The sequence below is a fragment of the Bacillus sp. 275 genome (assembly GCF_001999205.1).
GTDB classification, from domain to species: Bacteria; Bacillota; Bacilli; order Bacillales; family Bacillaceae; genus Bacillus; species Bacillus velezensis.
This window is the reverse complement of sequence record NZ_CP019626.1, coordinates 1,978,689-2,000,000: the sequence shown is the minus strand read 5'-3', so window position 1 is coordinate 2,000,000 and position 21,312 is coordinate 1,978,689. Positions and strand designations below refer to the sequence as shown.

The 21,312-nt window shown below is 44.6% G+C and carries 26 protein-coding genes and 2 rRNA genes (1 of these 28 cut by a window edge); 27 read left to right on the top strand and 1 reads right to left on the bottom strand.

Annotated elements, in window-relative coordinates:
- The 15 genes from BZ167_RS09535 to rsmI form a co-directional block, all read left to right on the top strand.
- Window positions 1-369, top strand: a 23S ribosomal RNA gene (locus tag BZ167_RS09535); it begins 2,561 nt to the left of the window's first position.
- Window positions 370-419: 50 nt separating this feature from the next.
- Window positions 420-535, top strand: a 5S ribosomal RNA gene (gene rrf, locus BZ167_RS09530).
- Between the two features lie 174 nt (window positions 536-709).
- Window positions 710-904, top strand: coding sequence for a sigma factor G inhibitor Gin (locus BZ167_RS09525; protein WP_007409914.1), 195 nt, complete (start codon window positions 710-712; stop codon window positions 902-904).
- A 148-nt stretch (window positions 905-1,052) separates the two neighbouring features.
- Entirely contained in the window at window positions 1,053-1,667 is a 615-nt protein-coding gene (locus tag BZ167_RS09520; RefSeq protein ID WP_060675324.1) for a 5-bromo-4-chloroindolyl phosphate hydrolysis family protein, read from the top strand.
- A 15-nt stretch (window positions 1,668-1,682) separates the two neighbouring features.
- Window positions 1,683-2,801 (top strand): toxic anion resistance protein, encoded by a 1,119-nt coding sequence (locus tag BZ167_RS09515; protein WP_060675323.1) that lies wholly within the window; start codon window positions 1,683-1,685, stop codon window positions 2,799-2,801.
- A 77-nt stretch (window positions 2,802-2,878) separates the two neighbouring features.
- The gene (locus tag BZ167_RS09510; protein ID WP_060675322.1) at window positions 2,879-4,312 is read left to right on the top strand and encodes an aminotransferase class I/II-fold pyridoxal phosphate-dependent enzyme; all 1,434 of its coding nucleotides are present in this window, start codon (window positions 2,879-2,881) and stop codon (window positions 4,310-4,312) included.
- On the top strand, window positions 4,309-4,947 hold the full coding sequence (gene tmk / locus BZ167_RS09505; RefSeq protein WP_007409918.1) for a dTMP kinase: 639 nt from the start codon (window positions 4,309-4,311) through the stop codon (window positions 4,945-4,947). The genes BZ167_RS09510 and tmk overlap by 4 nt, the downstream gene beginning before the upstream one ends.
- Window positions 4,948-5,017: 70 nt before the next feature.
- Entirely contained in the window at window positions 5,018-5,347 is a 330-nt protein-coding gene (gene darA, locus BZ167_RS09500) for a cyclic di-AMP receptor DarA (protein ID WP_004264734.1), read from the top strand.
- A gap of 12 nt (window positions 5,348-5,359) precedes the next feature.
- Window positions 5,360-5,800: a YaaR family protein gene (locus BZ167_RS09495; protein ID WP_004264730.1), complete on the top strand. Its 441-nt coding sequence runs from the start codon at window positions 5,360-5,362 to the stop codon at window positions 5,798-5,800.
- An 11-nt stretch (window positions 5,801-5,811) separates the two neighbouring features.
- Entirely contained in the window at window positions 5,812-6,801 is a 990-nt protein-coding gene (gene holB, locus BZ167_RS09490; RefSeq protein ID WP_031379324.1) for a DNA polymerase III subunit delta', read from the top strand.
- 2 nt (window positions 6,802-6,803) lie between these two features.
- Window positions 6,804-7,631 (top strand): competence/sporulation regulator complex protein RicT, encoded by an 828-nt coding sequence (gene ricT, locus BZ167_RS09485; protein WP_004264723.1) that lies wholly within the window; start codon window positions 6,804-6,806, stop codon window positions 7,629-7,631.
- 14 nt (window positions 7,632-7,645) lie between these two features.
- Entirely contained in the window at window positions 7,646-8,005 is a 360-nt protein-coding gene (gene yabA / locus BZ167_RS09480) for a replication initiation-control protein YabA (RefSeq protein ID WP_004264720.1), read from the top strand.
- Window positions 8,006-8,065: 60 nt separating this feature from the next.
- Window positions 8,066-8,809 (top strand): tRNA1(Val) (adenine(37)-N6)-methyltransferase, encoded by a 744-nt coding sequence (locus BZ167_RS09475; protein ID WP_004264717.1) that lies wholly within the window; start codon window positions 8,066-8,068, stop codon window positions 8,807-8,809.
- On the top strand, window positions 8,796-9,095 hold the full coding sequence (locus BZ167_RS09470; RefSeq protein ID WP_007409921.1) for a GIY-YIG nuclease family protein: 300 nt from the start codon (window positions 8,796-8,798) through the stop codon (window positions 9,093-9,095). The genes BZ167_RS09475 and BZ167_RS09470 overlap by 14 nt, the downstream gene beginning before the upstream one ends.
- A complete protein-coding gene (gene rsmI / locus BZ167_RS09465) occupies window positions 9,070-9,951 on the top strand; it encodes a 16S rRNA (cytidine(1402)-2'-O)-methyltransferase (protein ID WP_061890392.1) in 882 nt (293 codons plus the stop codon). The genes BZ167_RS09470 and rsmI overlap by 26 nt, the downstream gene beginning before the upstream one ends.
- A gap of 49 nt (window positions 9,952-10,000) precedes the next feature.
- Here the strand turns inward: rsmI and abrB are convergent, their stop codons facing one another.
- Window positions 10,001-10,291, bottom strand: a complete 291-nt coding sequence (abrB, locus tag BZ167_RS09460) for a transition state genes transcriptional regulator AbrB (protein WP_169510469.1) — start codon at window positions 10,289-10,291, stop codon at window positions 10,001-10,003.
- Window positions 10,292-10,774: 483 nt separating this feature from the next.
- Between abrB and metG the strand changes: the two genes are divergently transcribed.
- The 12 genes from metG (at window position 10,775) to spoVG (ending at window position 21,302) form a co-directional block, all read left to right on the top strand.
- Window positions 10,775-12,766, top strand: coding sequence for a methionine--tRNA ligase (gene metG, locus BZ167_RS09455; RefSeq protein ID WP_060675319.1), 1,992 nt, complete (start codon window positions 10,775-10,777; stop codon window positions 12,764-12,766).
- A 76-nt stretch (window positions 12,767-12,842) separates the two neighbouring features.
- On the top strand, window positions 12,843-13,610 hold the full coding sequence (locus BZ167_RS09450) for a TatD family hydrolase (protein WP_017419495.1): 768 nt from the start codon (window positions 12,843-12,845) through the stop codon (window positions 13,608-13,610).
- A gap of 134 nt (window positions 13,611-13,744) precedes the next feature.
- On the top strand, window positions 13,745-15,070 hold the full coding sequence (locus BZ167_RS09445; RefSeq protein WP_023356663.1) for a resuscitation-promoting factor: 1,326 nt from the start codon (window positions 13,745-13,747) through the stop codon (window positions 15,068-15,070).
- A gap of 134 nt (window positions 15,071-15,204) precedes the next feature.
- Complete coding sequence (gene rnmV, locus BZ167_RS09440) at window positions 15,205-15,768, top strand: ribonuclease M5 (RefSeq protein WP_004264696.1); 564 nt, start codon at window positions 15,205-15,207, stop codon at window positions 15,766-15,768.
- Complete coding sequence (rsmA, locus tag BZ167_RS09435; RefSeq protein ID WP_015239023.1) at window positions 15,758-16,639, top strand: 16S rRNA (adenine(1518)-N(6)/adenine(1519)-N(6))-dimethyltransferase RsmA; 882 nt, start codon at window positions 15,758-15,760, stop codon at window positions 16,637-16,639. The genes rnmV and rsmA overlap by 11 nt, the downstream gene beginning before the upstream one ends.
- 172 nt (window positions 16,640-16,811) lie before the next feature.
- Window positions 16,812-17,687 (top strand): sporulation peptidase YabG, encoded by an 876-nt coding sequence (yabG, locus tag BZ167_RS09430; protein WP_004264691.1) that lies wholly within the window; start codon window positions 16,812-16,814, stop codon window positions 17,685-17,687.
- Between the two features lie 211 nt (window positions 17,688-17,898).
- Window positions 17,899-18,159: a biofilm formation stimulator Veg gene (gene veg / locus BZ167_RS09425; RefSeq protein ID WP_003218330.1), complete on the top strand. Its 261-nt coding sequence runs from the start codon at window positions 17,899-17,901 to the stop codon at window positions 18,157-18,159.
- Window positions 18,160-18,321: 162 nt separating this feature from the next.
- Entirely contained in the window at window positions 18,322-18,510 is a 189-nt protein-coding gene (locus BZ167_RS09420; protein WP_011996172.1) for a small, acid-soluble spore protein, alpha/beta type, read from the top strand.
- Between the two features lie 143 nt (window positions 18,511-18,653).
- On the top strand, window positions 18,654-19,523 hold the full coding sequence (ispE, locus tag BZ167_RS09415; protein WP_040238638.1) for a 4-(cytidine 5'-diphospho)-2-C-methyl-D-erythritol kinase: 870 nt from the start codon (window positions 18,654-18,656) through the stop codon (window positions 19,521-19,523).
- Between the two features lie 55 nt (window positions 19,524-19,578).
- The gene (purR, locus tag BZ167_RS09410; protein WP_004264666.1) at window positions 19,579-20,436 is read left to right on the top strand and encodes a pur operon repressor; all 858 of its coding nucleotides are present in this window, start codon (window positions 19,579-19,581) and stop codon (window positions 20,434-20,436) included.
- Window positions 20,433-20,813 carry a 2-iminobutanoate/2-iminopropanoate deaminase gene (ridA, locus tag BZ167_RS09405; protein WP_004264663.1) on the top strand — a complete coding sequence of 127 codons (381 nt, stop codon included), beginning with the start codon at window positions 20,433-20,435 and terminating at the stop codon, window positions 20,811-20,813. Before purR ends, ridA begins: the two co-directional genes overlap by 4 nt.
- A gap of 195 nt (window positions 20,814-21,008) precedes the next feature.
- Window positions 21,009-21,302, top strand: coding sequence for a septation regulator SpoVG (gene spoVG / locus BZ167_RS09400; protein WP_004264660.1), 294 nt, complete (start codon window positions 21,009-21,011; stop codon window positions 21,300-21,302).
- The last annotated feature ends 10 nt before the right edge of the window (window positions 21,303-21,312 follow it).

Sequence of the window (21,312 nt, the reverse complement as noted above, 5' to 3'; positions counted from 1 at the left end):
AGTCGGTCCCAAGGGTTGGGCTGTTCGCCCATTAAAGCGGTACGCGAGCTGGGTTCAGAACGTCGTGAGACAGTTCGGTCCCTATCCGTCGCGGGCGCAGGAAATTTGAGAGGAGCTGTCCTTAGTACGAGAGGACCGGGATGGACGCACCGCTGGTGTACCAGTTGTTCTGCCAAGGGCATCGCTGGGTAGCTATGTGCGGACGGGATAAGTGCTGAAAGCATCTAAGCATGAAGCCCCCCTCAAGATGAGATTTCCCATTCCGCAAGGAAGTAAGATCCCTGAAAGATGATCAGGTTGATAGGTCTGAGGTGGAAGTGTGGCGACACATGGAGCTGACAGATACTAATCGATCGAGGACTTAACCAATTTGAATGTATGCTTACTGTTATCTAGTTTTGAGAGAACACTCTCAATGGTTTGGTGGCGATAGCGAAGAGGTCACACCCGTTCCCATGCCGAACACGGAAGTTAAGCTCTTCAGCGCCGATGGTAGTCGGGGGTTTCCCCCTGTGAGAGTAGGACGCCGCCAAGCTATCATTACGGTAAAGGCAGCTCATCATGAGCTGCCTTTTTTGTTTTTGAATAAAAACAAAACAAACACCGAAATACGGAAACGCCCATATACTAATTGCAAACTTCAAAAAGGTCCAAATTGTGTATACAATCAACAGCTTAAGGGAAGGCTATTCATACGGAGGTGGGCAAAATGAATGAAACGTCCAGCCATGAAGAAACATGTATTGTGTGTGAAACCAAAAAAAGCAGGGGAATCCATATTTATACGAAATTTATATGTTTAGAGTGTGAGAAGAAAGTAGTTTCCACTCCGACCTCTGATCCGAATTATGAATTTTTCGTTCGTAAACTGAAAAGCCTTCATACACCGACATTATATTCTTAACCCTGAAAAGGGTCTTTTTTTTGCCTGAAATTAGAGGAGTTTTTACACTTTTTATAAAAGAACTGATACGATAAGAAGAGGAACTTGTTTAGACATGGAATGTAATAGATAATACTGATAAAAGTGAATAAATAGGAGTCGATCAAGTATGAAACCGTTTATTCAATATATGAAATGGACGCTTTGCGGCGGCACAGTTTTTGTATTAGCGGGGATAACCTTCTTTACGATAGGGCATCAGCCTTTTCTGTATTCGCTTTTATACGGGGCAGCCGGCGGAGCCGCAGTCAGTGCGGCCGGCTTGTGGAATGCGAAGCGTCTCTTTTTAAAAAAACACCGGCTGACAAGAAAAGAATATGCTTATATCAAGGAAAATCTTGAGGAAGCAAAGGGTAAAATCATCCGATTACGCAGGGCGCTTTTTCGCTCTAAAAGTATACAAATGCTGAAGCAGAATGCAGAGATACTGCGGATAACCCGGCGAATATATCTGCTCACAAAGCAAGAGCCGAAGCGTTTTTATCAGGCAGAGCGTTTCTATTATCAAACGCTTGATTCTGTTGTGGAACTGACGGAAAAGTATGCTCTGCTCTCATCACAGCCGCGAAAAAATAAAGATTTATCAATGTCTTTGAGTGATACGAGGGTGACTCTAGCAGAGCTTTCCAGAAGGCTGGAAGAGGATCTTCATGAACTGATGAAGGAGGACATCGACGACCTGCACTTTGAATTAGATGTGGCAAAGCATTCACTGAGAAAATAAGAAAGGAAGAAGGAAATGGCCAAAGACCGTTCCGACGACAGCATGGGCGCCCAAAATGACCAGACCCCTCTAAAGCTTGCAGATACGCTGCCGGAAGAAAAAAGAGAAGCGGCACTTCGGCTCGCTGAAAAACTGGACCCTGAGAACATGCAAAGCATTGTTCTGTTTGGTTCACAGGCGCAGGCGAATCTTCTGGAATTTTCCCACACGATGATAGAGCACGTGCAAAGAAAAGATGCAGGAGAGATGGGACAGATACTGGCTGATTTGATGCTGAAGCTTGACCAGGTAAACCCCGATGATCTGCAGATGAAGAACAAAGGATTTTTCGCCCGGCTGTTTAAAAGGGTGTCCGGTTCTGTACAGGAAGTGCTTTCGAAATATCAAAAGACAAGTGTGCAGATTGACCGTATCAGCAGAAGGCTGGAACATTCTAAAAATGTGCTGTTGAGTGACAATAAATTGTTAGATCAGCTGTACGCCCAAAATAAACAATACTTTTCTGATTTAACTATGTATATAGCAGCGGGGGAATTAAAATCAGATGAGCTGAAAACAAAGCTGATACCCGAAGCGGCAAGAAAAGCCGAATTACAAGAACACAATCAAATGGCCGCGCAGGAAGTGAATGATCTTCGCCAGTTTGCCGACCGTCTGGATAAGAGGGTGCATGATCTGCTGCTGAGCAGGCAGATTACGCTTCAGAGTGCGCCGCAAATCCGCCTGATTCAAAACACGAATCAGGCACTGGCAGAGAAAATTCAGTCCTCCATTGTTACGGCTATTCCTTTATGGAAGAATCAAGTCGCCATCGCGCTGACGCTTATGAGGCAGCGGAGTGCGGCAGATGTGCAGCAGAAGGCGGCGGATACGACAAATCAATTGCTGCTGAAAAACGCTGAACTTCTGAAAACAAGTACAGTCGAGACCGCGAAAGCCAATGAGCGCGGACTTGTTGAAGCGGAAACCCTCAAAAAAGTGCAGGAAAGCTTAGTCAGCACACTTGAAGAAATCATGTCTATTCAAGAAGAAGGCAGGATGAAACGCAGGCGTGCCGAGGAGGAGCTTGTTATCATGGAAGGCGATTTAAAAAAGAAGCTGCTTGATATGAGGTCCGGCCGGGATAACGGCTAGATGGCAAAAAGTCTTAGCTTTAAGTTGGCTCGCAGGCACGATATAATAAGAAAGACAGGCAAAGGATTTGTTTAAAAATGGACACACCTTTATATACAGCGCTGATGAAGCATGCGCACCAAAATACGTATTCTTTTCATGTTCCGGGACATCACAATGGAGATGTCTTTTTTGATGAAGCCAAATCTGTATATCAATCTCTTTTATCTATTGATATGACTGAGATCACGGGTCTTGATGACTTGCATCACCCGACGGGGGTCATTAAGGAAGCGCAGGATTTGGTGAGCAGATTTTACGGCTCTCAGGAAAGTTTCTTTCTTGTCAATGGAACGACCGCCGGCAATCTGGCGATGATTTTAGCTGTGTGTGAACCGGGTGAACCCATTCTGATCCAGCGTAATTGTCACAAGTCTGTTTTCCATGCGGTGGCATTGGCCGGAGCCAAGCCGGTTTATTTGGCGCCGGAAATCGATGAAAACATGCATGTGCCGGCACATGTATCCCTTTCAGTCATCGAAAAAGCGCTGGCGTCATATCCGAACGCGAAAGGACTTGTTCTGACCAATCCGACTTACTACGGACACGCCGCCGATTTGACCGCGGCAGTTAACAAAGCCCATTCATACGGCGTTCCTGTACTGGTGGATGAGGCACATGGGGCTCACTTTGTGTTAGGCCGGCCTTTCCCGCCTTCATCATTGGCTATGGGGGCAGACGCCGTTGTTCAATCGGCTCACAAAACGCTTCCGGCTATGACGATGGGGTCTTACTTTCATTTGAACAGCACCAGAATTGACAGAGATCGATTAACTTATTATGTAAGCAGTTTGCAAAGCAGCAGCCCGTCATACCCGATTATGGCATCTTTAGATACGGCGCGCGCTTATGTGCAGGATATTGCTGAAAAAGGGACACTTCCCGTTCATATGGAGCGCATTGAGAAAATCAAACGAAGGTTCGCATCAATTTCTTCTATTGAAATAATCGAGCCTTCTGGATATGGGCTGCGGGCGGACCCGTTAAAATTAAGTCTTCGGTCAAAGCTCGGACATTCCGGCTATTCATTACAACGGATTTTGGAGAGTGAAGGCATTGTTGCCGAGCTGGCTGACGAGTACCAAGTATTGCTCGTACTGCCGATAGGCGGCCGGCGGATGATAGAACAGGCAACCGTAAGAAACATACAGCAGAAACTGGAGAATACACCGCCCGATAAATTGCCGGATGCCGTGAATTGGACCTTTCCGTCCATTTCGACTCTTGAATATCCGCAAAATGAGATGCGGAAGTTTCCAAAAGAGCTTACGGATATAAATAAGGCGGCCGGGCGCTTGCATGCGGGGAACATTATTCCTTATCCCCCGGGAATTCCGCTGATCATGGACGGAGAACGGATAACAGAAGAGATCGTACAAAAGCTTTCCCGTTTAATCGGCATGGACGCGCATATTCAAGGCTTGTTAAACGGGGAACAATTACTTGTCTATATAGAAGAGGAGAAATCATGAGCGGTTTATTTATAACATTTGAAGGTCCTGAAGGTGCAGGAAAAACGACTGTGCTTCAGGAAATGAAAGAGATTCTGTCGGCAGAGGGGCTCCCGGTGACAGCGACAAGAGAACCGGGCGGCATCGACATTGCGGAACAGATCAGAGAAGTGATCTTAAATAAAAACAATACACTGATGGATGCAAAAACGGAGGCGCTGCTTTACGCTGCGGCGAGAAGACAGCATTTAGTCGAAAAGGTGCAGCCTGCATTGAAAGAAGGCCGCATTGTGCTGTGCGATCGTTTCATTGACAGTTCTCTGGCTTATCAAGGCTATGCGAGAGGGCTCGGGATTGATGAAGTTCTTTCTATCAACCAGTTTGCAATCGGCGATACGATGCCTGATGTTACCATCTATTTTTCTATTGAGCCGGAAGAAGGGTTGAAACGGATTACGTCGAATGATTCAAGAGAGAAGAATCGTCTCGATCTTGAGGCCCTGCACTTTCATACGAAAGTACGGGAAGGATACCAAAAGGTCATGCAGCGTTTTCCGGAAAGATTCCATACAATCGACGCATCGAAAAAGAAGGAACTCGTCATTCAGGACGCACTTCAAGTGATAAATGAAGCATTGAAAAAAATTCAGTTGTGACCTGTTTCTCATAAGTTGCTATAATGAATGTAACGATAATGTTCTTTCCAACCTAAAGGGGGCCTAGAGAATGAAACTAATAGTGGCAGTGGTGCAGGATCAGGACAGCAACAGGCTTTTGAAAGTATTAACCGACCACAACTTCAGGGTGACGAAGCTTGCGACAACAGGCGGATTCCTTAAATCAGGCAATACGACGTTTATGATCGGGGTGGAAGATATCCGTGTCGATAAAGCGCTCAGCCTCATTAAAGAGAATGGCTGTAAACGTGATCAGATGATTGCCCCGGTATCCCCGATGGGCGGGAATGCGGATTCCTACGTTCCATATCCCGTCGAAGTGGAAGTCGGCGGAGCGACGGTCTTTGTCCTCCCGGTCGATGAATTTCATCAATTTTAAGGATTTGACGACGTGAAAATAAATTCTGACTTACGTACATTTATTGAGAAAAAGCAGCAGCCTGCTTATAAAGCGGCAGAGCTTTCCGGAACATTTAAAAGTTCAATGGACAGCCAAAGCAGCAAGCTGAAATTTGATCAGCTGAGCAGGTTTTTAACGGATATAGAAACGTTCGGGAAAAGGCTGACGAAGTCGAGAAACTTCAAAGACTTAGCGAAATTCAAAGGATTGGTAAAACGTTTTGTAAAAGAGGCCGTAGACAGCGGATTATCGCATGAGACGGAGAAAAGCTTTGACCTGTACGGAAGCAGCCGGACTCTGGGGCTTGTGAAAGAAATAGATGAAAAACTGCTTCAGCTGACAGAAGAAATGTTAGATCAGGAAAAACCGGCAATTGATTTGCTGGATCGAATCGGAGAAATAAAAGGTTTATTGATTAACCTTTACACATAGAGAGTGATACAATGGCAATATCATGGAAGGAAATGACCGGGCAGCAGCCCAGAGTGATGCGGCTTTTGCATAACAGCATTGAAAAGAAAAGGCTTTCTCACGCATATCTGTTTGAAGGCAAAAAAGGAACGGGCAAATTGGATGCCGCACTGCTTCTCGCAAAAAGCTTTTTTTGTCTTGAAGGCGGGACTGAGCCTTGCGGGGAGTGCCGGAACTGTAAGCGTATTGAATCCGGAAACCATCCCGACCTCCATGTGGTTCAGCCCGACGGATTATCCATTAAAAAGGCTCAGATCCAATCGCTTCAGGAAGAGTTTTCTAAAACAGGACTGGAATCGCATAAAAAGCTGTACATTATATCCCATGCGGACCAAATGACGACAAATGCAGCAAACAGTCTGCTGAAATTTTTAGAGGAGCCGAGTCAAGATACCATCGCAATTCTTATTACTGAGCAGCTCCACCGAATACTGGATACCATCGTTTCGAGATGTCAGGTCCTTCCGTTCCAGCCGCTTCAGCCGAAAGCCATAGAAGAAAGACTGATTGAACAGGAAGTGAGCCCTCACATGGCCCGGCTCTTAGCAAATATGACAAATAATATTGCGGAAGCAGTCGAATTAAGTCGAAATGATGAGTTTGCAGAGTCCAGAGCGAAAGTGATAAAATTGTATGAAGTCTTACATCAGCGGAAAGGACATGCCTTTTTCTTCATTCAGGATCAGTGGGTGCCCTTTTTCAAAGAAAAAACCCATCAAGAAATGGGTCTTGATATGCTCTTATTGATATACCGTGATGTATTATCCATCCAAATTGGAAATGAAGATAAACTGATTTATCAAGACTTATTCCAATCAATAAAACAGCATGCGCTGCAATTTACACAACAAAGCGTTACGAACCAAATTCTCGCTGTTTTAGAAGCAAAAAAACGGCTTCATTCCAATGTGAATGTGCAGGGATTAATGGAGCACTTGGTGTTAACGTTGCAGGAGGGATAAGCTTGTACAACGTAATAGGCGTCCGCTTTAAAAAAGCGGGGAAAATTTATTATTTTGATCCGAACGGATTTGATATAGAACAAGACAGCTGCGTCATTGTTGAAACCGTAAGAGGTGTCGAATACGGGCAGGTTGTCATCGCAAATAAACAAGTGGACGAGCATGATGTTGTGCTTCCGCTTCGAAAGGTCATACGCGTTGCTGATGAACGCGATCTTCTCATTGTAGAAGAAAACAAACAGGAGGCCCTGTCCGCTTTTGAAGTCTGTCAGAAAAAAGTGGCTGACCACGGCTTAGATATGAAGCTGGTTGATGTTGAGTTTACATTTGACCGCAATAAAGTCATTTTTTACTTTACAGCAGACGGACGGGTTGATTTCAGGGAATTGGTCAAAGACTTGGCTTCTATCTTCAAAACGAGAATCGAATTGCGCCAAATCGGGGTGAGGGACGAGGCGAAAATGCTCGGCGGTATCGGACCATGCGGGAGAATGCTTTGCTGCTCCACGTTCCTCGGTGATTTTGAACCGGTGTCCATCAAAATGGCGAAGGATCAAAATTTATCGTTGAACCCAACGAAGATTTCCGGTCTGTGCGGCCGTTTGATGTGCTGTTTGAAGTACGAAAATGATGAGTATGAGACGGCAAAAGAACAGCTGCCGGATTTAGGCGAAATGATTACGACGGCAAACGGCCCCGCAAAGGTTGTCGGTCTTAATATTCTGGAACGGGTGCTTCAGGTGGAACTGAAGAATCGTGAAAAAGTGATAGAATATACTTGGGAAGAGCTCTTGGAAGAGGGCGTCGTATCCGCACAAACCACAGATTAACGAGGTGTGGAACCTTGGATAAAAAAGAGTTATTTGATACTGTCATAAACCTGGAGGAACAAATCGGTTCGCTGTACCGTCAGCTGGGTGACTTAAAGCAGCATATCGGCGAAATGATTGAAGAGAATCACCATCTTCAGCTTGAAAATAAGCATTTGCGTAAACGGCTTGATGATACGACAGAGCAAATTGAGAAATTCAAAGCCGACCAGAAAGAAACAAAAACACAGAAGGCAGAGCAGAGTGATATAGGAGAAGGGTACGACAATCTGGCCCGGCTGTATCAAGAAGGCTTTCATATTTGCAACGTCCATTATGGGAGCGTCCGCAAGGGAGATTGCCTTTTTTGTCTGTCCTTCTTAAATAAAAAATAAGGAAAAGGCTTCCGCTGATGTCGGAAGCCTTTTTCAAAGAGTGCCGAAAGGAATAAGATTATGGTTTCATTACGTGATGATGAAAGATTGGATTACTTATTAGCAGAGGATATGAAAATAGTACAGAGTCCGACGGTTTTCGCTTTTTCATTAGATGCCGTGCTGCTGTCTAAGTTTGCATACGTTCCGATTCAAAAGGGGAACATCGTTGATTTATGCACGGGGAACGGCATTGTGCCGCTTTTGCTCAGCACAAGGTCAAAAGCCGATATCACCGGGGTTGAAATTCAGGAACGCTTGTATGATATGGCGCTCCGAAGCGTGGAATACAACGGGCTGGGCGGTCAGATCAGTCTCATTCATGATGATCTGAAAAATATGCCGGAAAGACTCGGACATAATAAATATGATGTTGTCACCTGCAATCCCCCTTATTTTAAAACACCGAAAGAGGCGGAGCAGAACCTGAACGAGCATCTCAGAATCGCAAGGCACGAAATTCTTTGCACGCTTGAAGATGTGATTTCCGTCAGCAGCAAACTGCTGAAGCAAGGCGGAAAAGCGGCTCTCGTTCATCGGCCGGGGAGGCTTTTGGAAATCTTTGAATTAATGAAAGCGTACCGAATAGAACCGAAACGGGTTCAGTTTATTTATCCGAAACAAGGTAAAGAAGCGAATACCATTTTGGTTGAAGGAATTAAAGGCGGCCGCCCTGATCTCAAAATTCTTCCCCCGCTGTTCGTATACAATGAACAAAATGAATATACGAAAGAGATCCGCACGATTTTATATGGAGACAAATAGTCATTTCTTTTATGTGCTGCTGTGCAATGACAACAGTCTGTATGCCGGTTATACAAATGATCTGCAAAAACGGCTGAAAACCCACAATGAGGGAAAGGGCGCGAAGTACACAAGGGCGCGGCGGCCGGTTTCGTTATGCCATGCGGAATCATTTGAAACAAAACGGGAAGCGATGCAGGCGGAATACCGTTTTAAGCAGCTGACCCGAAAGAAAAAAGAGCAATATATAGAAGAAAAACGACGCAGCAAGGAGGCTGTATATGTTAAGACGCCAGATGAGTTTTAACGGAAAATCTGAAATGGGAACTCTGTACCTTGTTCCTACACCGATCGGCAATTTGGAGGACATGACCTTTCGTGCAGTAGAGACGCTGAAATCGGCCGATGTCATAGCTGCCGAAGATACGAGACAGACGAAAAAGCTGTGCCATGTTTATGATATAGAAACATCTCTCATCAGCTATCATGAACATAATAAAGAAAGCAGCGGCCATAAAATCATTGAATGGCTGAAAAGCGGAAAAAATGTGGCATTGGTCAGTGATGCCGGCATGCCGACAATTTCCGACCCGGGGGCTGAGATTGTGAGAGATTTCACCCAAATCGGCGGATATGTCGTCCCGCTTCCGGGTGCAAATGCGGCATTAACCGCGCTGACCGCATCAGGCATCACCCCGCAGCCGTTTTTCTTCTACGGATTTTTAAACAGACAGAAAAAAGAAAAGAAGAAAGAACTCGAAATCCTGAAAAAACGGCAGGAAACGATGATATTTTACGAAGCGCCGCACAGATTAAAAGAAACATTAACAGCAATGCATGACGTTTTGGGTAATCGAACCATCGCCGTCACGAGAGAATTAACGAAAAAGTACGAGGAATTCATCAGAGGAACCATCGCCGAGGTGATGGAATGGGCAAATGAAGATCAAATCCGCGGTGAGTTCTGTCTCGTTGTCGAAGGCAATCAAGGCGCTGAACCGGATGAAGAGGAAAAGCCTTGGTGGACGGAGCTTTCTGAGAAAGAGCATGTGGAGCATTACATAAACGAAGGAGCATCTTCCAAACAGGCCATAAAACAAACAGCGGTAGATCGGGGCGTTCCGAAACGCGAGATTTATGACGCTTATCACATTCAATCATAAAAAAAACCGTTCTTGTATCGTAACAAGAACGGTTTTTGTATGAAATAGCTTATTTTTGGTTTTGAAGCTGGTTTTGAATTTCAGAGATGATTTGCTCAGCGCCTTCTTTGCTGAGTACCAATTTGCCGCCGGCAAGTTTAAGGTTATCATCAGAAACTTCACCAGTTACTTGGCAAGTCATGTTTGGTTTATATTTTTTAAGGATGATTTTTTCATCATCAACATAAATTTCAAGAGCGTCTTTTTCTGCGATGCCCAGTGTACGGCGAAGTTCGATAGGGATAACGACGCGTCCAAGTTCATCAACTTTACGTACGATACCAGTAGATTTCATTAACAGTCTCCTCCCGAGAGATAATTATTTTGTAGTTTATATTTTTCTTCGTCATTATTCGACAAAATTCCTTACATTCCTAGCATAACAAGGTTTCCAATAATCGTCAATCTTTTTGTTTACTATTGATTGTAAGAATTAGTTCTTATAGTAAGTAAAGCCTTGGAAATCCTGAAATAACAGGCTTTTTGACTGCTTTTTCGAACCTATTATCCTACTGAAAATCCTTTTAAATCAAGACTTTCGAACCAAGATGTTTTATATTAGTAGATTATATACGACAAATTTCGACATGTTAAGACTTTTTTTAATTTCAATAAAAATTTTTAATTTTATTTACTCTTTTACGCGCAGTACGTATATATCCTTGATCTTAAAGGCTAAGATGGTATCATAGATAGAGGACAAATATCAATATTGTATATCAAATAAAACCGCTCTCGTCCTTTGGGCGTGAGCTTTTCGACATTCTGAATGGGAGGTTGCAACATGCCGCAAGACAATAATACTTTTTATATTACAACCCCGATATATTATCCGAGCGGAAAATTACATATCGGCCATGCTTATACTACCGTGGCCGGCGATGCGATGGCGCGTTACAAAAGATTAAAAGGATTTGACGTACGCTACTTAACCGGAACGGATGAGCACGGACAGAAAATCCAGCAGAAAGCGGAGGAAGAGAATATCACGCCTCAAGCTTATGTGGATCGCGCAGTTGCTGAAATCCAGAAACTATGGAAGCAGCTCGACATTTCTCACGATGATTTCATCCGGACGACGGAAAGCCGGCACAAAGAAATTATCGAGAAAGTGTTTCAAAAACTTCTTGATAATGGTGACATTTACCTGGATGAGTATGAGGGCTGGTACAGCATTCCTGATGAAACATTCTATACGGAAACACAGCTGGTGGATGTGGAACGAAATGAGAAGGGTGAGGTTGTCGGCGGAAAAAGCCCGGACAGCGGCCACCCGGTCGAATTAATCAAAGAGGAGTCATACTTCTTCCGCATGAGCAAATATGCAGACCGCCTGCTGAAGTTTTATGAGGAAAATCCTTCTTTCATCCAGCCTGAATCACGCAAAAATGAAATGATTAACAACTTCATTAAACCGGGGCTTGAAGACTTGGCCGTTTCCAGAACGACGTTCGACTGGGGCGTAAAAGTGCCGGGAAATTCGAAGCATGTCGTGTATGTATGGATTGACGCACTGTTCAACTATATTACAGCGCTCGGTTATGATACGGAAAATGATGAGCTTTACAAAAAGTACTGGCCGGCTGACGTCCACCTTGTCGGTAAAGAAATTGTCCGTTTTCATACCATTTACTGGCCGATTATGCTGATGGCGCTTGATCTCCCGCTGCCTAAGCAAGTCTTCGCGCATGGCTGGTTATTGATGAAAGACGGAAAAATGTCGAAATCAAAAGGAAATGTTGTTGATCCGGTAACGTTAATTGAACGCTACGGCTTGGATGAACTTCGCTATTACCTGCTTCGCGAAGTACCGTTCGGTTCAGACGGTGTCTTTACGCCGGAAGGTTTCGTAGAACGGATTAATTATGACTTGGCGAACGACTTAGGAAACCTTCTGAATCGTACAGTTGCAATGATCCAAAAATATTTTGACGGTGAGATTGGTTCATATGAAGGAAATGTGACCGATTTTGATTCAGAGCTTTCTTCTGTAGCCGGTGAAACGGTTAAAGCTTATGAAAAGGCAATGGAAAACATGGAGTTTTCAGTCGCTTTATCAACGCTATGGCAATTAATCAGCCGTACGAACAAATATATTGATGAAACTGCTCCGTGGGTGCTTGCTAAAGATCAGGAAAAAGAAAAAGAATTACGTTCCGTCATGTATCATTTAGCTGAATCTTTACGTATCTCAGCCGTATTGCTCCAGCCTTTCTTGACACAAACGCCTGAAAAAATATTTGCCCAGCTAGGAGTTGAGGATCAGTCCCTTAAAGCATGGGACAGCATTCAGACATTCGGTCAATTGAAGAACGCGAAAGTGAAAAAAGGGGAACCGCTTTTCCCTCGTCTTGAAGCTGAAGAGGAAGTAGCTTACATCAAGCAAAAAATGCAAGGAACTGCTCCTGCTAAAGAAGAAAAGGCGGAAGAGCCGCAAGAAGCAGAGCGTCTTCCTGAAATTACGTTTGATCAATTTATGGATACAGAACTTCGCGTCGCAGAAGTCTTGTCCGCAGAGCCGGTGAAAAAAGCAGATCGGCTGCTGAAATTGCAAATTGATCTGGGCTTTGAACAGCGCCAAGTTGTATCAGGTATCGCGAAGCATTACACACCGGATCAGCTTGTGGGAATGAAGATCATTTGTGTAACGAATCTAAAACCGGTAAAACTGAGAGGCGAGCTTTCTCAAGGAATGATACTGGCAGGAGAATCAGACGGCGTTCTCAAAGTTGTAGCTGTCGACCAGTCATTACCGAAAGGCACTCGAATTAAATAAATAGATGCAAAAGGTGTTTCACGTGTAACATTCCGTCGAACACCTTTTGTTTTTCAACAAGAAAGGAGTTTTTATGATGCTTTTTGATACACATGCGCACTTAAATGCCGAGCAATTTGACACAGACTTAGAGGAAGTCATTGCGCGTGCAAAGGCTGAAAAGGTTGAACGGATCGTCGTTGTCGGATTCGACAAACCCACTATCACGCGTGCGATGGAGCTGATTGAGGAATATGACTTTATATACGCTGCGATCGGCTGGCATCCGGTAGACGCAATTGACATGACAGAGGAAGATTTATCATGGATTAAGGAACTGTCCTCTCACGAAAAAGTCGTGGCAATCGGAGAGATGGGCCTTGATTACCACTGGGATAAATCACCAAAAGACGTTCAGAAAGAAGTATTCCGGAAACAAATCGCTCTTGCCAAAGAAGTGAACCTTCCAATTATCATTCATAATCGTGATGCAACGGAAGATGTTGTCACGATTTTGAAAGAAGAGGGGGCGGAAGAAGTCGGCGGCATTATGCACTGCTTTACGGGGAGCGCGGAGGTTGCGCGGCAGTGTATGGATATGAATTTTTATATTTCATTCGGCGGACCGGTTACCTTCAAAAATGCGAAGAAACCAAAAGAAGTAGCAAAGGAAATTCCGAATGACCGTTTGCTGATTGAAACGGACTGTCCTTTCCTGACACCGCATCCTTTCCGCGGTAAACGAAATGAGCCAAGCTACGTAAAATATGTTGCTGAACAGCTCGCTGAATTAAAAGGGCTGACATATGAAGAAATTGCCTCAATTACAACCGAAAACGCAAAAAGACTTTTCCGCATGAACTGACAGAATGCGCTGTCGTAACGTGTAAAGGCTTGTCCGATTCAGTGGATATGTAAAACGGTTCTACAAGCTTCCTTCTCCTCATAAGATAGGTTGTCGATATGTCTCTCTTCCTTTTTTTGCTTTGTTTTTGCATAATGAGGGATACGCTGAAGGTTTTTCATCTTCGAGATGGGAGGGTTGACAGCATTTTAGATACTCTATATAATCTCTCCGAGGAGAAGGAGGCGTTTTTCATCACACAAAAAATGAAAAAACTGTTTTCCGTAAAGCTTGGTAAAAGCAAGGTTATTCTTATTGCAGCTATTATTCTGCTGGGCGGAACCGGGACTGCATACGGGGCACATGAGCTCTCAAAACAATCAGTTTCTGTTTCTATCAACGGCAAGAAAAAGCAAATACGCACTCATGCAAAAACGGTTGGGGAACTTCTGGAAGATTTACATATAGAGACGAGAAATGAAGACCGGATTACCCCGTCTAAGCAGACAGCATTGGCAGACAACATGAATGTCGTGTATGAAGCTGCAAAGCAGATCCGTGTGACAAGAGGCGGAGAAGAAAAGACTTTATGGTCAACGGCAAAAACAGTCGGCGCATTTCTGAACGAACAGCATACACCTGTGAATCAGCACGATAAAATAGATCCAGCAGCAGATACGAAAGTGACAAACGGCATGAAAGTCACGGTCGACCCGGCTTTTCAGGTCACTGTAAATGATGCGGGAAAGAAAAAGAAAATATGGACGACTTCGACTACGGTCGCTGACTTTTTAACGCAGCATAAGATGGACATGAAAGACGAAGATAAAGTAAAACCGGCATTACACGAAAAGCTCACAAAAAATCAGGCCGGCATACAAATCACTCGTATCGAAAAAGTCACCGATGTAGTTGAGGAAAAAATAGCGTATCAAGTGAAAGAAAAAGAAGATGCGTCTCTCGACAGCGGGAAAGAAAAGATCGTTCAAAAAGGAAAAGAAGGCAAACTTAAAAAGCATTTTCATGTTGTCAAAGAAAATGGAAAAGAAGTTTCAAGAAAGCTTGTTAAAGAAGAAACATCTGAAAAAAGCAAAGATCAGATCATTGCGGTCGGCACAAAGCGGCACAGTCCCAAGATTGAGCAGCTCAGTGCACCTGTGAAGGCATCTTCGGGCGAAACCGGATCTTCCGGTAAAGTGATTACCGTGTCTTCCACGGCTTATACCGCAAGCTGCAGCGGCTGTTCCGGCCATACGGCTACAGGCGTTAACCTGACAAGCAATCCGAATGCTAAAGTCATTGCGGTAGACCCAAGCGTCATTCCGCTCGGCACAAGAGTCCACGTAGACGGATACGGGGATGCCGTGGCCGCTGATACAGGCTCAGCCATTAAAGGAAGACGGATTGATGTCTTTTTCCCTGAAAAATCTTCAGCTTACCGCTGGGGAAAGAAACAGGTCAAAATAAAAATCTTAAATTAATTCCGATTCACTCAGAGGGTTTTGCGCCCTCTGTTTTTTTCGTTATAATAGGTAAAGTGTATTTTCAGTATATTAGACGTGACATGTAAGCAAAGGTTTCGTTTTGGATATAAAAAGTTTTTTTGGAGGAAGTAATGAAAATTAAAGAAATTATTGTAGTCGAGGGACGCGATGACACTGCGCGCATAAAACTTGCCGTTGATGCGGATACGATCGAGACAAACGGTTCCGCAATCGGAGACGAAGTCATCAGACAGATTCGGCTGGCGCAGGAAACGAGAGGGGTCATCGTACTGACGGACCCGGATTTTCCGGGGGAAAAGATCCGGAAAACCATTTCTGAAGCAGTACCCGGCTGTAAACACGCATTTCTGCCCAAACATCTTGCCAAACCGAAAAACAAGCGCGGCATTGGCGTTGAGCACGCATCCATTGAAAGCATCAGAGCATGTCTGGAAAATGTACATGAAGAGATGGAGGCAAAGCCGAGTGAGATTTCAGCTGAAGATGTCATACAGGCCGGTCTGATCGGCGGACCGGCTGCCAAAAGACGCCGCGAACGATTGGGCGACTTGCTGAAGATCGGCTATACAAACGGCAAGCAGCTTCAAAAACGGCTGCAAATGTTTCAAATCAAAAGAAGTGATTTTATTGATGCGCTCGATGCTATGAGGCAGGAGGAACAGGATGAACAATAAAGATATCGCGACACCTATCAGAACGAAGGAAATTCTGAAAAAGTACGGTTTTTCTTTTAAAAAGAGTCTGGGACAGAATTTCTTAATTGATACAAATATATTGGACAGAATTGTGGACCATGCGGAAATTACGGATCGGACCGGAGTCATTGAAATCGGGCCCGGAATCGGCGCGCTGACAGAGCAGCTTGCCAAACGGGCGAAAAAGGTCGTCGCGTTTGAAATTGATCAGCGCCTGCTGCCCATTCTCAATGATACGCTGTCTCCGTATGACAATGTAACGATCATTCATCAAGATGTGCTGAAAGCAGACGTCAAATCCGTCATTGAAGAGCATTTTCAGGATTGTGATGAAATTATGGTGACGGCGAATCTCCCATATTATGTGACGACGCCGATCATCATGAAGCTCTTGGAAGAACATCTTCCGTTAAAAGGGATTGTCGTGATGCTGCAAAAAGAGGTCGCTGAGCGGATGGCCGCTGATCCTTCGTCTAAGGAGTACGGATCGCTTTCCATTGCGGTTCAGTTCTATACGGAGGCCAAAACCGTCATGACAGTCCCGAAAACGGTGTTTGTGCCTCAGCCTAATGTCGATTCTGCCGTCATCCGTCTCTTGCTTCGTGACGGCCCGGCGGTTGACGTCGATAATGAACCGTTTTTCTTCCAGCTGATTAAAGCAAGCTTCGCACAGCGCCGGAAAACCTTGCTTAACAACCTTGTGAACAATCTTCCGGGCGGAAAAGAGAAAAAAGCTCAAATTGAAGAAGTTCTTCAAGAAACGAATATTGACGGAAAGCGGCGCGGTGAATCCCTGTCCATAGAAGAATTCGCGCTCCTGTCCAACGGATTGCATAAAGCCCTTTTCTAAGAGGGCTTTTTGTTTTGCGTCACCACTTGGACTGCCGCTACATAGGCTAGAGGAGAACCTTATTCATTCAACTGCAAGAAAAGCTTGAAACATCAAGCGCCGCAGCGGAAAGAGGTGTATTTGCCAAGACTTCTTTCATGATGAGGCTTAGTCTATTTGTGGAGTGGGTAACGTGCAATTTCAAATAGGAGATATGGTAGCCAGGAAATCCTATCAAATGGATGTTTTATTTCGCATTATCGGTATAGAGCAAACAAGCAACGGAAATTCAATTGCCATCCTGCATGGTGACGAAGTCAGATTGATTGCGGATGCTGATTTTTCTGATTTGGAGCCTGTCAGAAAAGACGAACAGGCCATGAGAAAGAAAAGAGATGAAAGCAGGATGAATGAATCTCTCGAGCTGCTCCGCCAGGATTATAAGCTGCTTCGGGAAAAACAGGAATATTATGCGACAAATCAATATCAGCATCAGGAGCACTACTTTCATATGCCCGGAAAGGTATTGCATCTGGACGGCGATGAGGCCTATTTGAAAAAGTGCCTGAACTTTTATGAAAAAATCGGTGTGCCGGTATACGGAATTCATTGCCATGAGAAAAAAATGCCGGCATCAATTGACGAGCTGCTTGATAAATACAGGCCGGATATTTTAGTCATCACCGGCCATGATGCATATTCCAAGCATAAGGGAGGCGTGAACGATTTAAGCGCCTACAGGCATTCCAAACACTTTGTCGAAACCGTTCAAAGAGCGAGGCGTAAAGTCCCTCATTTGGATCAGCTGGTCATATTCGCGGGGGCCTGCCAATCTCATTTCGAGTCTTTAATCAGAGCGGGCGCGAATTTTGCAAGTTCGCCGTCACGCGTCAATATCCACGCGCTTGACCCGGTATATATTGTCGCGAAAATCAGCTTCACTCCGTTTATGGAGCGGATCAATGTATGGGATGTCCTGAGAAATACGCTGACGAGAGAGAAAGGGCTGGGAGGAATTGAAACGAAGGGTGTGCTGCGTGTCGGTATGCCGTATAAATCAAATGGATGAGTGATAAAACCCGCATATATTTCGCTATGCGGGTTAATTATTTTACATATTGATACATAAATTTCCGGAACTTGTGAAAAATAACGCAGAAATCAATAGAATTTTGTCAAAATAATTTTGTTGACAATGACTTATTAACGTTGATATAATTTAAATTTTATTTGACAAAATTGGGCTCTTGTTGTACAATAAATGTAGTGAGGTGGATGCAATGGCGAAGACGTTGTCCGATATAAAAAGATCGCTTGATGGGAATTTAGGTAAACGGCTTACGTTAAAAGCAAACGGCGGCCGCCGAAAAACGATTGAGCGTTCGGGCATTTTAGCTGAGACGTACCCTTCTGTTTTTGTGATACAACTAGATCAAGACGAGAATTCGTTTGAAAGAGTTTCATACAGTTATGCTGATATTCTGACTGAGACTGTTGAATTGACATTCAATGACGATGCGGCAAGCTCAGTAGCATTTTAATGGGCAGTGAACCTTTTGTTTACTGCTTTTTGTTTTGCCTTCTAAAGCTCTTCTAATTATTCCCTCGAAAGTTTCAGCCGATTAAACGGAAGCTATAAGTGTCACATGTTTTATCGTGGCGTGCACGAATGGTGATCAATTCTATAAAAGGGGTTGTTTCGTTTGGGCAGACGTCGTGGAGTTATGTCAGATGAGTTCAAATATGAGCTGGCGAAGGACCTTGGTTTTTACGATACGGTGAAAAACGAGGGCTGGGGAGGCATTCGGGCGCGCGACGCCGGGAATATGGTAAAACGCGCGATTGAGATTGCCGAACAGCAGATGGCGGCTCAGAACCAAAATAACCGATAATGCAGTGGCCCGGGGGACAATCCGTTCCCCGGTTTTTTCTATCGGCATTCAAAACCGGCGTCAATTTCGGATAAGTACCTCCGGGTCTCCAAATGTGATACAATGTTCATACTTATGTTTAGATGGAGAAGTAGGTGAAAGCTATGCGTATTTTAGAAAAAGCGCCGGCCAAAATCAATCTGTCCCTCGATGTGACGAGTAAACGCCCGGATGGTTATCACGAAGTGGAGATGATCATGACGACAATTGATTTGGCAGATCGGATTGAACTGACAGAACTGCCCGAAAACGTTATCAGAGTGGCGTCGCATAATCGCTTTGTTCCGGATGATCAAAGGAATCTGGCTTATCAGGCAGCCAAACTGCTTAAAGAACGGTTTCAAGTCAAAAAAGGCGTTTCCATTATGATTACAAAAGTGATCCCTGTAGCGGCAGGGCTTGCCGGCGGAAGCAGCGATGCGGCAGCCACGCTCAGAGGGCTGAACAGGCTTTGGGATTTAAAGCTTTCTGTCGAAGAGCTTGCGGAGCTTGGGGCTGAAATCGGTTCAGACGTGTCCTTCTGTGTATACGGGGGCACTGCTCTGGCAACCGGACGCGGTGAGAAGATCAGGCACATCAGTGCTCCGCCTCATTGCTGGGTCGTGCTCGCCAAACCGACGATCGGGGTATCGACTGCCGAAGTGTACCGCCGGCTGAACTTACAGCAGGTTCGGCATCCTGATGTGCAGGCGATGATTGACGCGATTGAAGAAAAAAGCTTCCAAAAGCTATGCGGACAATTAGGAAACGTATTGGAGTCGGTTACGCTCAGCCTCCATCCCGAGGTGGCGATGATTAAAAATCAAATGAAACGCTTCGGCGCTGATGCGGTGTTAATGAGCGGAAGCGGACCGACTGTATTCGGTTTGGTTCAATACGAATCGAAGGTGCAGCGGATTTATAACGGGTTAAGAGGTTTCTGTGATCAAGTGTACGCGGTGCGGATGATCGGCGAACAGAATGCTCTTGATTAAATCCGTATGTTAAGTTATATTATTTTTAAATTATTCGGATTTTGGGGGTAAGTTCATGAAGTTTCGTCGCAGCGGCAGATTGGTGGACTTAACAAATTATTTGTTAACCCATCCGCATGAATTAATACCGTTAACGTTTTTCTCAGAACGGTATCAATCAGCAAAGTCATCAATCAGTGAAGATTTAACGATTATTAAACAGACCTTTGAACAGCAAGGCATTGGGACGCTGCTTACAGTGCCGGGAGCTGCCGGAGGCGTCAAATACATTCCGAAAGTGAAACAGGCTGAAGCAGAAGCGTTTATACAGGAGCTGGGACAGTCTTTAGTAAATCCTGAGCGTATCCTTCCGGGCGGTTATGTATATTTAACGGATATCTTAGGAAAACCATCTGTCCTCTCTCATGTAGGCAGGCTTTTTGCTTCCGTTTTTGCGGAGCGGGAGATTGATGTGGTGATGACCGTTGCGACAAAAGGAATCCCTCTTGCTTACGCAGCGGCCAGTTATCTGAACGTTCCGGTTGTCATCGTGCGAAAAGACAATAAGGTGACGGAAGGCTCCACGGTGAGCATCAATTATGTATCAGGGTCGTCTAACCGCATTCAAACGATGTCGCTTGCGAAAAGAAGTTTGGCTACGGGTTCGAACGTTTTAATTATTGACGATTTTATGAAAGCCGGCGGCACCATTAACGGCATGATCAGCCTGCTTGATGAGTTTAATGCAAACGTTGCGGGAATAGGCGTCTTGGTTGAAGCCGAGGGAGTGAATGAACGGCTTGTCGATGAATACATGTCACTGCTCACGCTTTCAACCATCAATATGAAAGACAAAACGATTGAGATTCAAAACGGCAATTTTCTGCGATTTTTTAAAGAACAGCATTTAAAGAATGGGGAGACAGAAAAATGACAAAAGCAATCCATACAAAACACGCGCCGGCAGCGATCGGGCCATATTCACAGGGAATCATCGTAAACAACATGTTTTACAGCTCAGGCCAGATTCCTCTTACTGCTGAAGGAGAAATGGTAAACGGTGATATCACAGAGCAAACGCATCAGGTGTTCAGCAATTTAAAAGCTGTGCTGAAAGAAGCGGGCGCTTCTCTCGAGACGGTTGTCAAAGCAACGGTGTTTATTGCTGATATGGAGCAGTTTGCGGAAGTGAATGAAGTGTACGGACAATACTTTGATGTACATAAGCCGGCAAGGTCTTGTGTGGAAGTGGCGAGACTGCCGAAAGACGCTCTCGTGGAAATTGAAGTCATTGCGCTGGTGAAATCTTAAATCTCAGAAAAGTGGTTCCGGTATCCGGGATCACTTTTTTTATGCAGTATATGATCCCCAAATATGGTTTATCACCTAATTGTGTATGTATATCCTATATTTTCAAAAAAACTTTTTGAAACGTGCAGGAATTTAAAAAGAATCGTGGAATTGTTAGACTAATGCTTTTATATAGGGAAAAGGTGGTGAACTACTGTGGAAGTTACTGACGTAAGATTACGCCGCGTGAATACCGATGGTCGCATGAGAGCGATTGCATCCATCACGCTGGATCACGAATTTGTCGTACATGATATTCGTGTGATTGATGGAAACAATGGTCTTTTCGTTGCGATGCCGAGTAAACGCACCCCTGATGGAGAATTCCGCGATATTGCTCATCCTATTAATTCCAGCACGCGGGGCAAGATCCAGGATGCTGTTTTAAATGAGTATCATCGTTTGGGTGATTCTGAAGCATTAGAATATGAAGAAGCCGGGGCTTCTTAAACATAACAAA

What these genes read in the sequence shown, in the direction of transcription:
- tmk (WP_007409918.1), top strand. Translation starts at nt 4,309, where the DNA reads ATGAGCGGTTTATTTATAACATTTGAAGGTCCTGAAGGTGCAGGAAAA.
- BZ167_RS09475 (WP_004264717.1), top strand. Translation starts at nt 8,066, where the DNA reads ATGGTTTCATTACGTGATGATGAAAGATTGGATTACTTATTAGCAGAG.
- metG (WP_060675319.1), top strand. Translation starts at nt 10,775, where the DNA reads ATGCCGCAAGACAATAATACTTTTTATATTACAACCCCGATATATTAT.
- BZ167_RS09525 (WP_007409914.1), top strand. Translation starts at nt 710, where the DNA reads ATGAATGAAACGTCCAGCCATGAAGAAACATGTATTGTGTGTGAAACC.
- purR (WP_004264666.1), top strand. Translation starts at nt 19,579, where the DNA reads ATGAAGTTTCGTCGCAGCGGCAGATTGGTGGACTTAACAAATTATTTG.
- holB (WP_031379324.1), top strand. Translation starts at nt 5,812, where the DNA reads ATGGCAATATCATGGAAGGAAATGACCGGGCAGCAGCCCAGAGTGATG.
- BZ167_RS09515 (WP_060675323.1), top strand. Translation starts at nt 1,683, where the DNA reads ATGGCCAAAGACCGTTCCGACGACAGCATGGGCGCCCAAAATGACCAG.
- darA (WP_004264734.1), top strand. Translation starts at nt 5,018, where the DNA reads ATGAAACTAATAGTGGCAGTGGTGCAGGATCAGGACAGCAACAGGCTT.
- ispE (WP_040238638.1), top strand. Translation starts at nt 18,654, where the DNA reads ATGCGTATTTTAGAAAAAGCGCCGGCCAAAATCAATCTGTCCCTCGAT.
- rsmA (WP_015239023.1), top strand. Translation starts at nt 15,758, where the DNA reads ATGAACAATAAAGATATCGCGACACCTATCAGAACGAAGGAAATTCTG.
- BZ167_RS09450 (WP_017419495.1), top strand. Translation starts at nt 12,843, where the DNA reads ATGCTTTTTGATACACATGCGCACTTAAATGCCGAGCAATTTGACACA.
- rsmI (WP_061890392.1), top strand. Translation starts at nt 9,070, where the DNA reads ATGTTAAGACGCCAGATGAGTTTTAACGGAAAATCTGAAATGGGAACT.
- ridA (WP_004264663.1), top strand. Translation starts at nt 20,433, where the DNA reads ATGACAAAAGCAATCCATACAAAACACGCGCCGGCAGCGATCGGGCCA.
- BZ167_RS09520 (WP_060675324.1), top strand. Translation starts at nt 1,053, where the DNA reads ATGAAACCGTTTATTCAATATATGAAATGGACGCTTTGCGGCGGCACA.
- BZ167_RS09510 (WP_060675322.1), top strand. Translation starts at nt 2,879, where the DNA reads ATGGACACACCTTTATATACAGCGCTGATGAAGCATGCGCACCAAAAT.
- BZ167_RS09470 (WP_007409921.1), top strand. Translation starts at nt 8,796, where the DNA reads ATGGAGACAAATAGTCATTTCTTTTATGTGCTGCTGTGCAATGACAAC.
- BZ167_RS09445 (WP_023356663.1), top strand. Translation starts at nt 13,745, where the DNA reads ATGAGGGATACGCTGAAGGTTTTTCATCTTCGAGATGGGAGGGTTGAC.
- rnmV (WP_004264696.1), top strand. Translation starts at nt 15,205, where the DNA reads ATGAAAATTAAAGAAATTATTGTAGTCGAGGGACGCGATGACACTGCG.
- veg (WP_003218330.1), top strand. Translation starts at nt 17,899, where the DNA reads ATGGCGAAGACGTTGTCCGATATAAAAAGATCGCTTGATGGGAATTTA.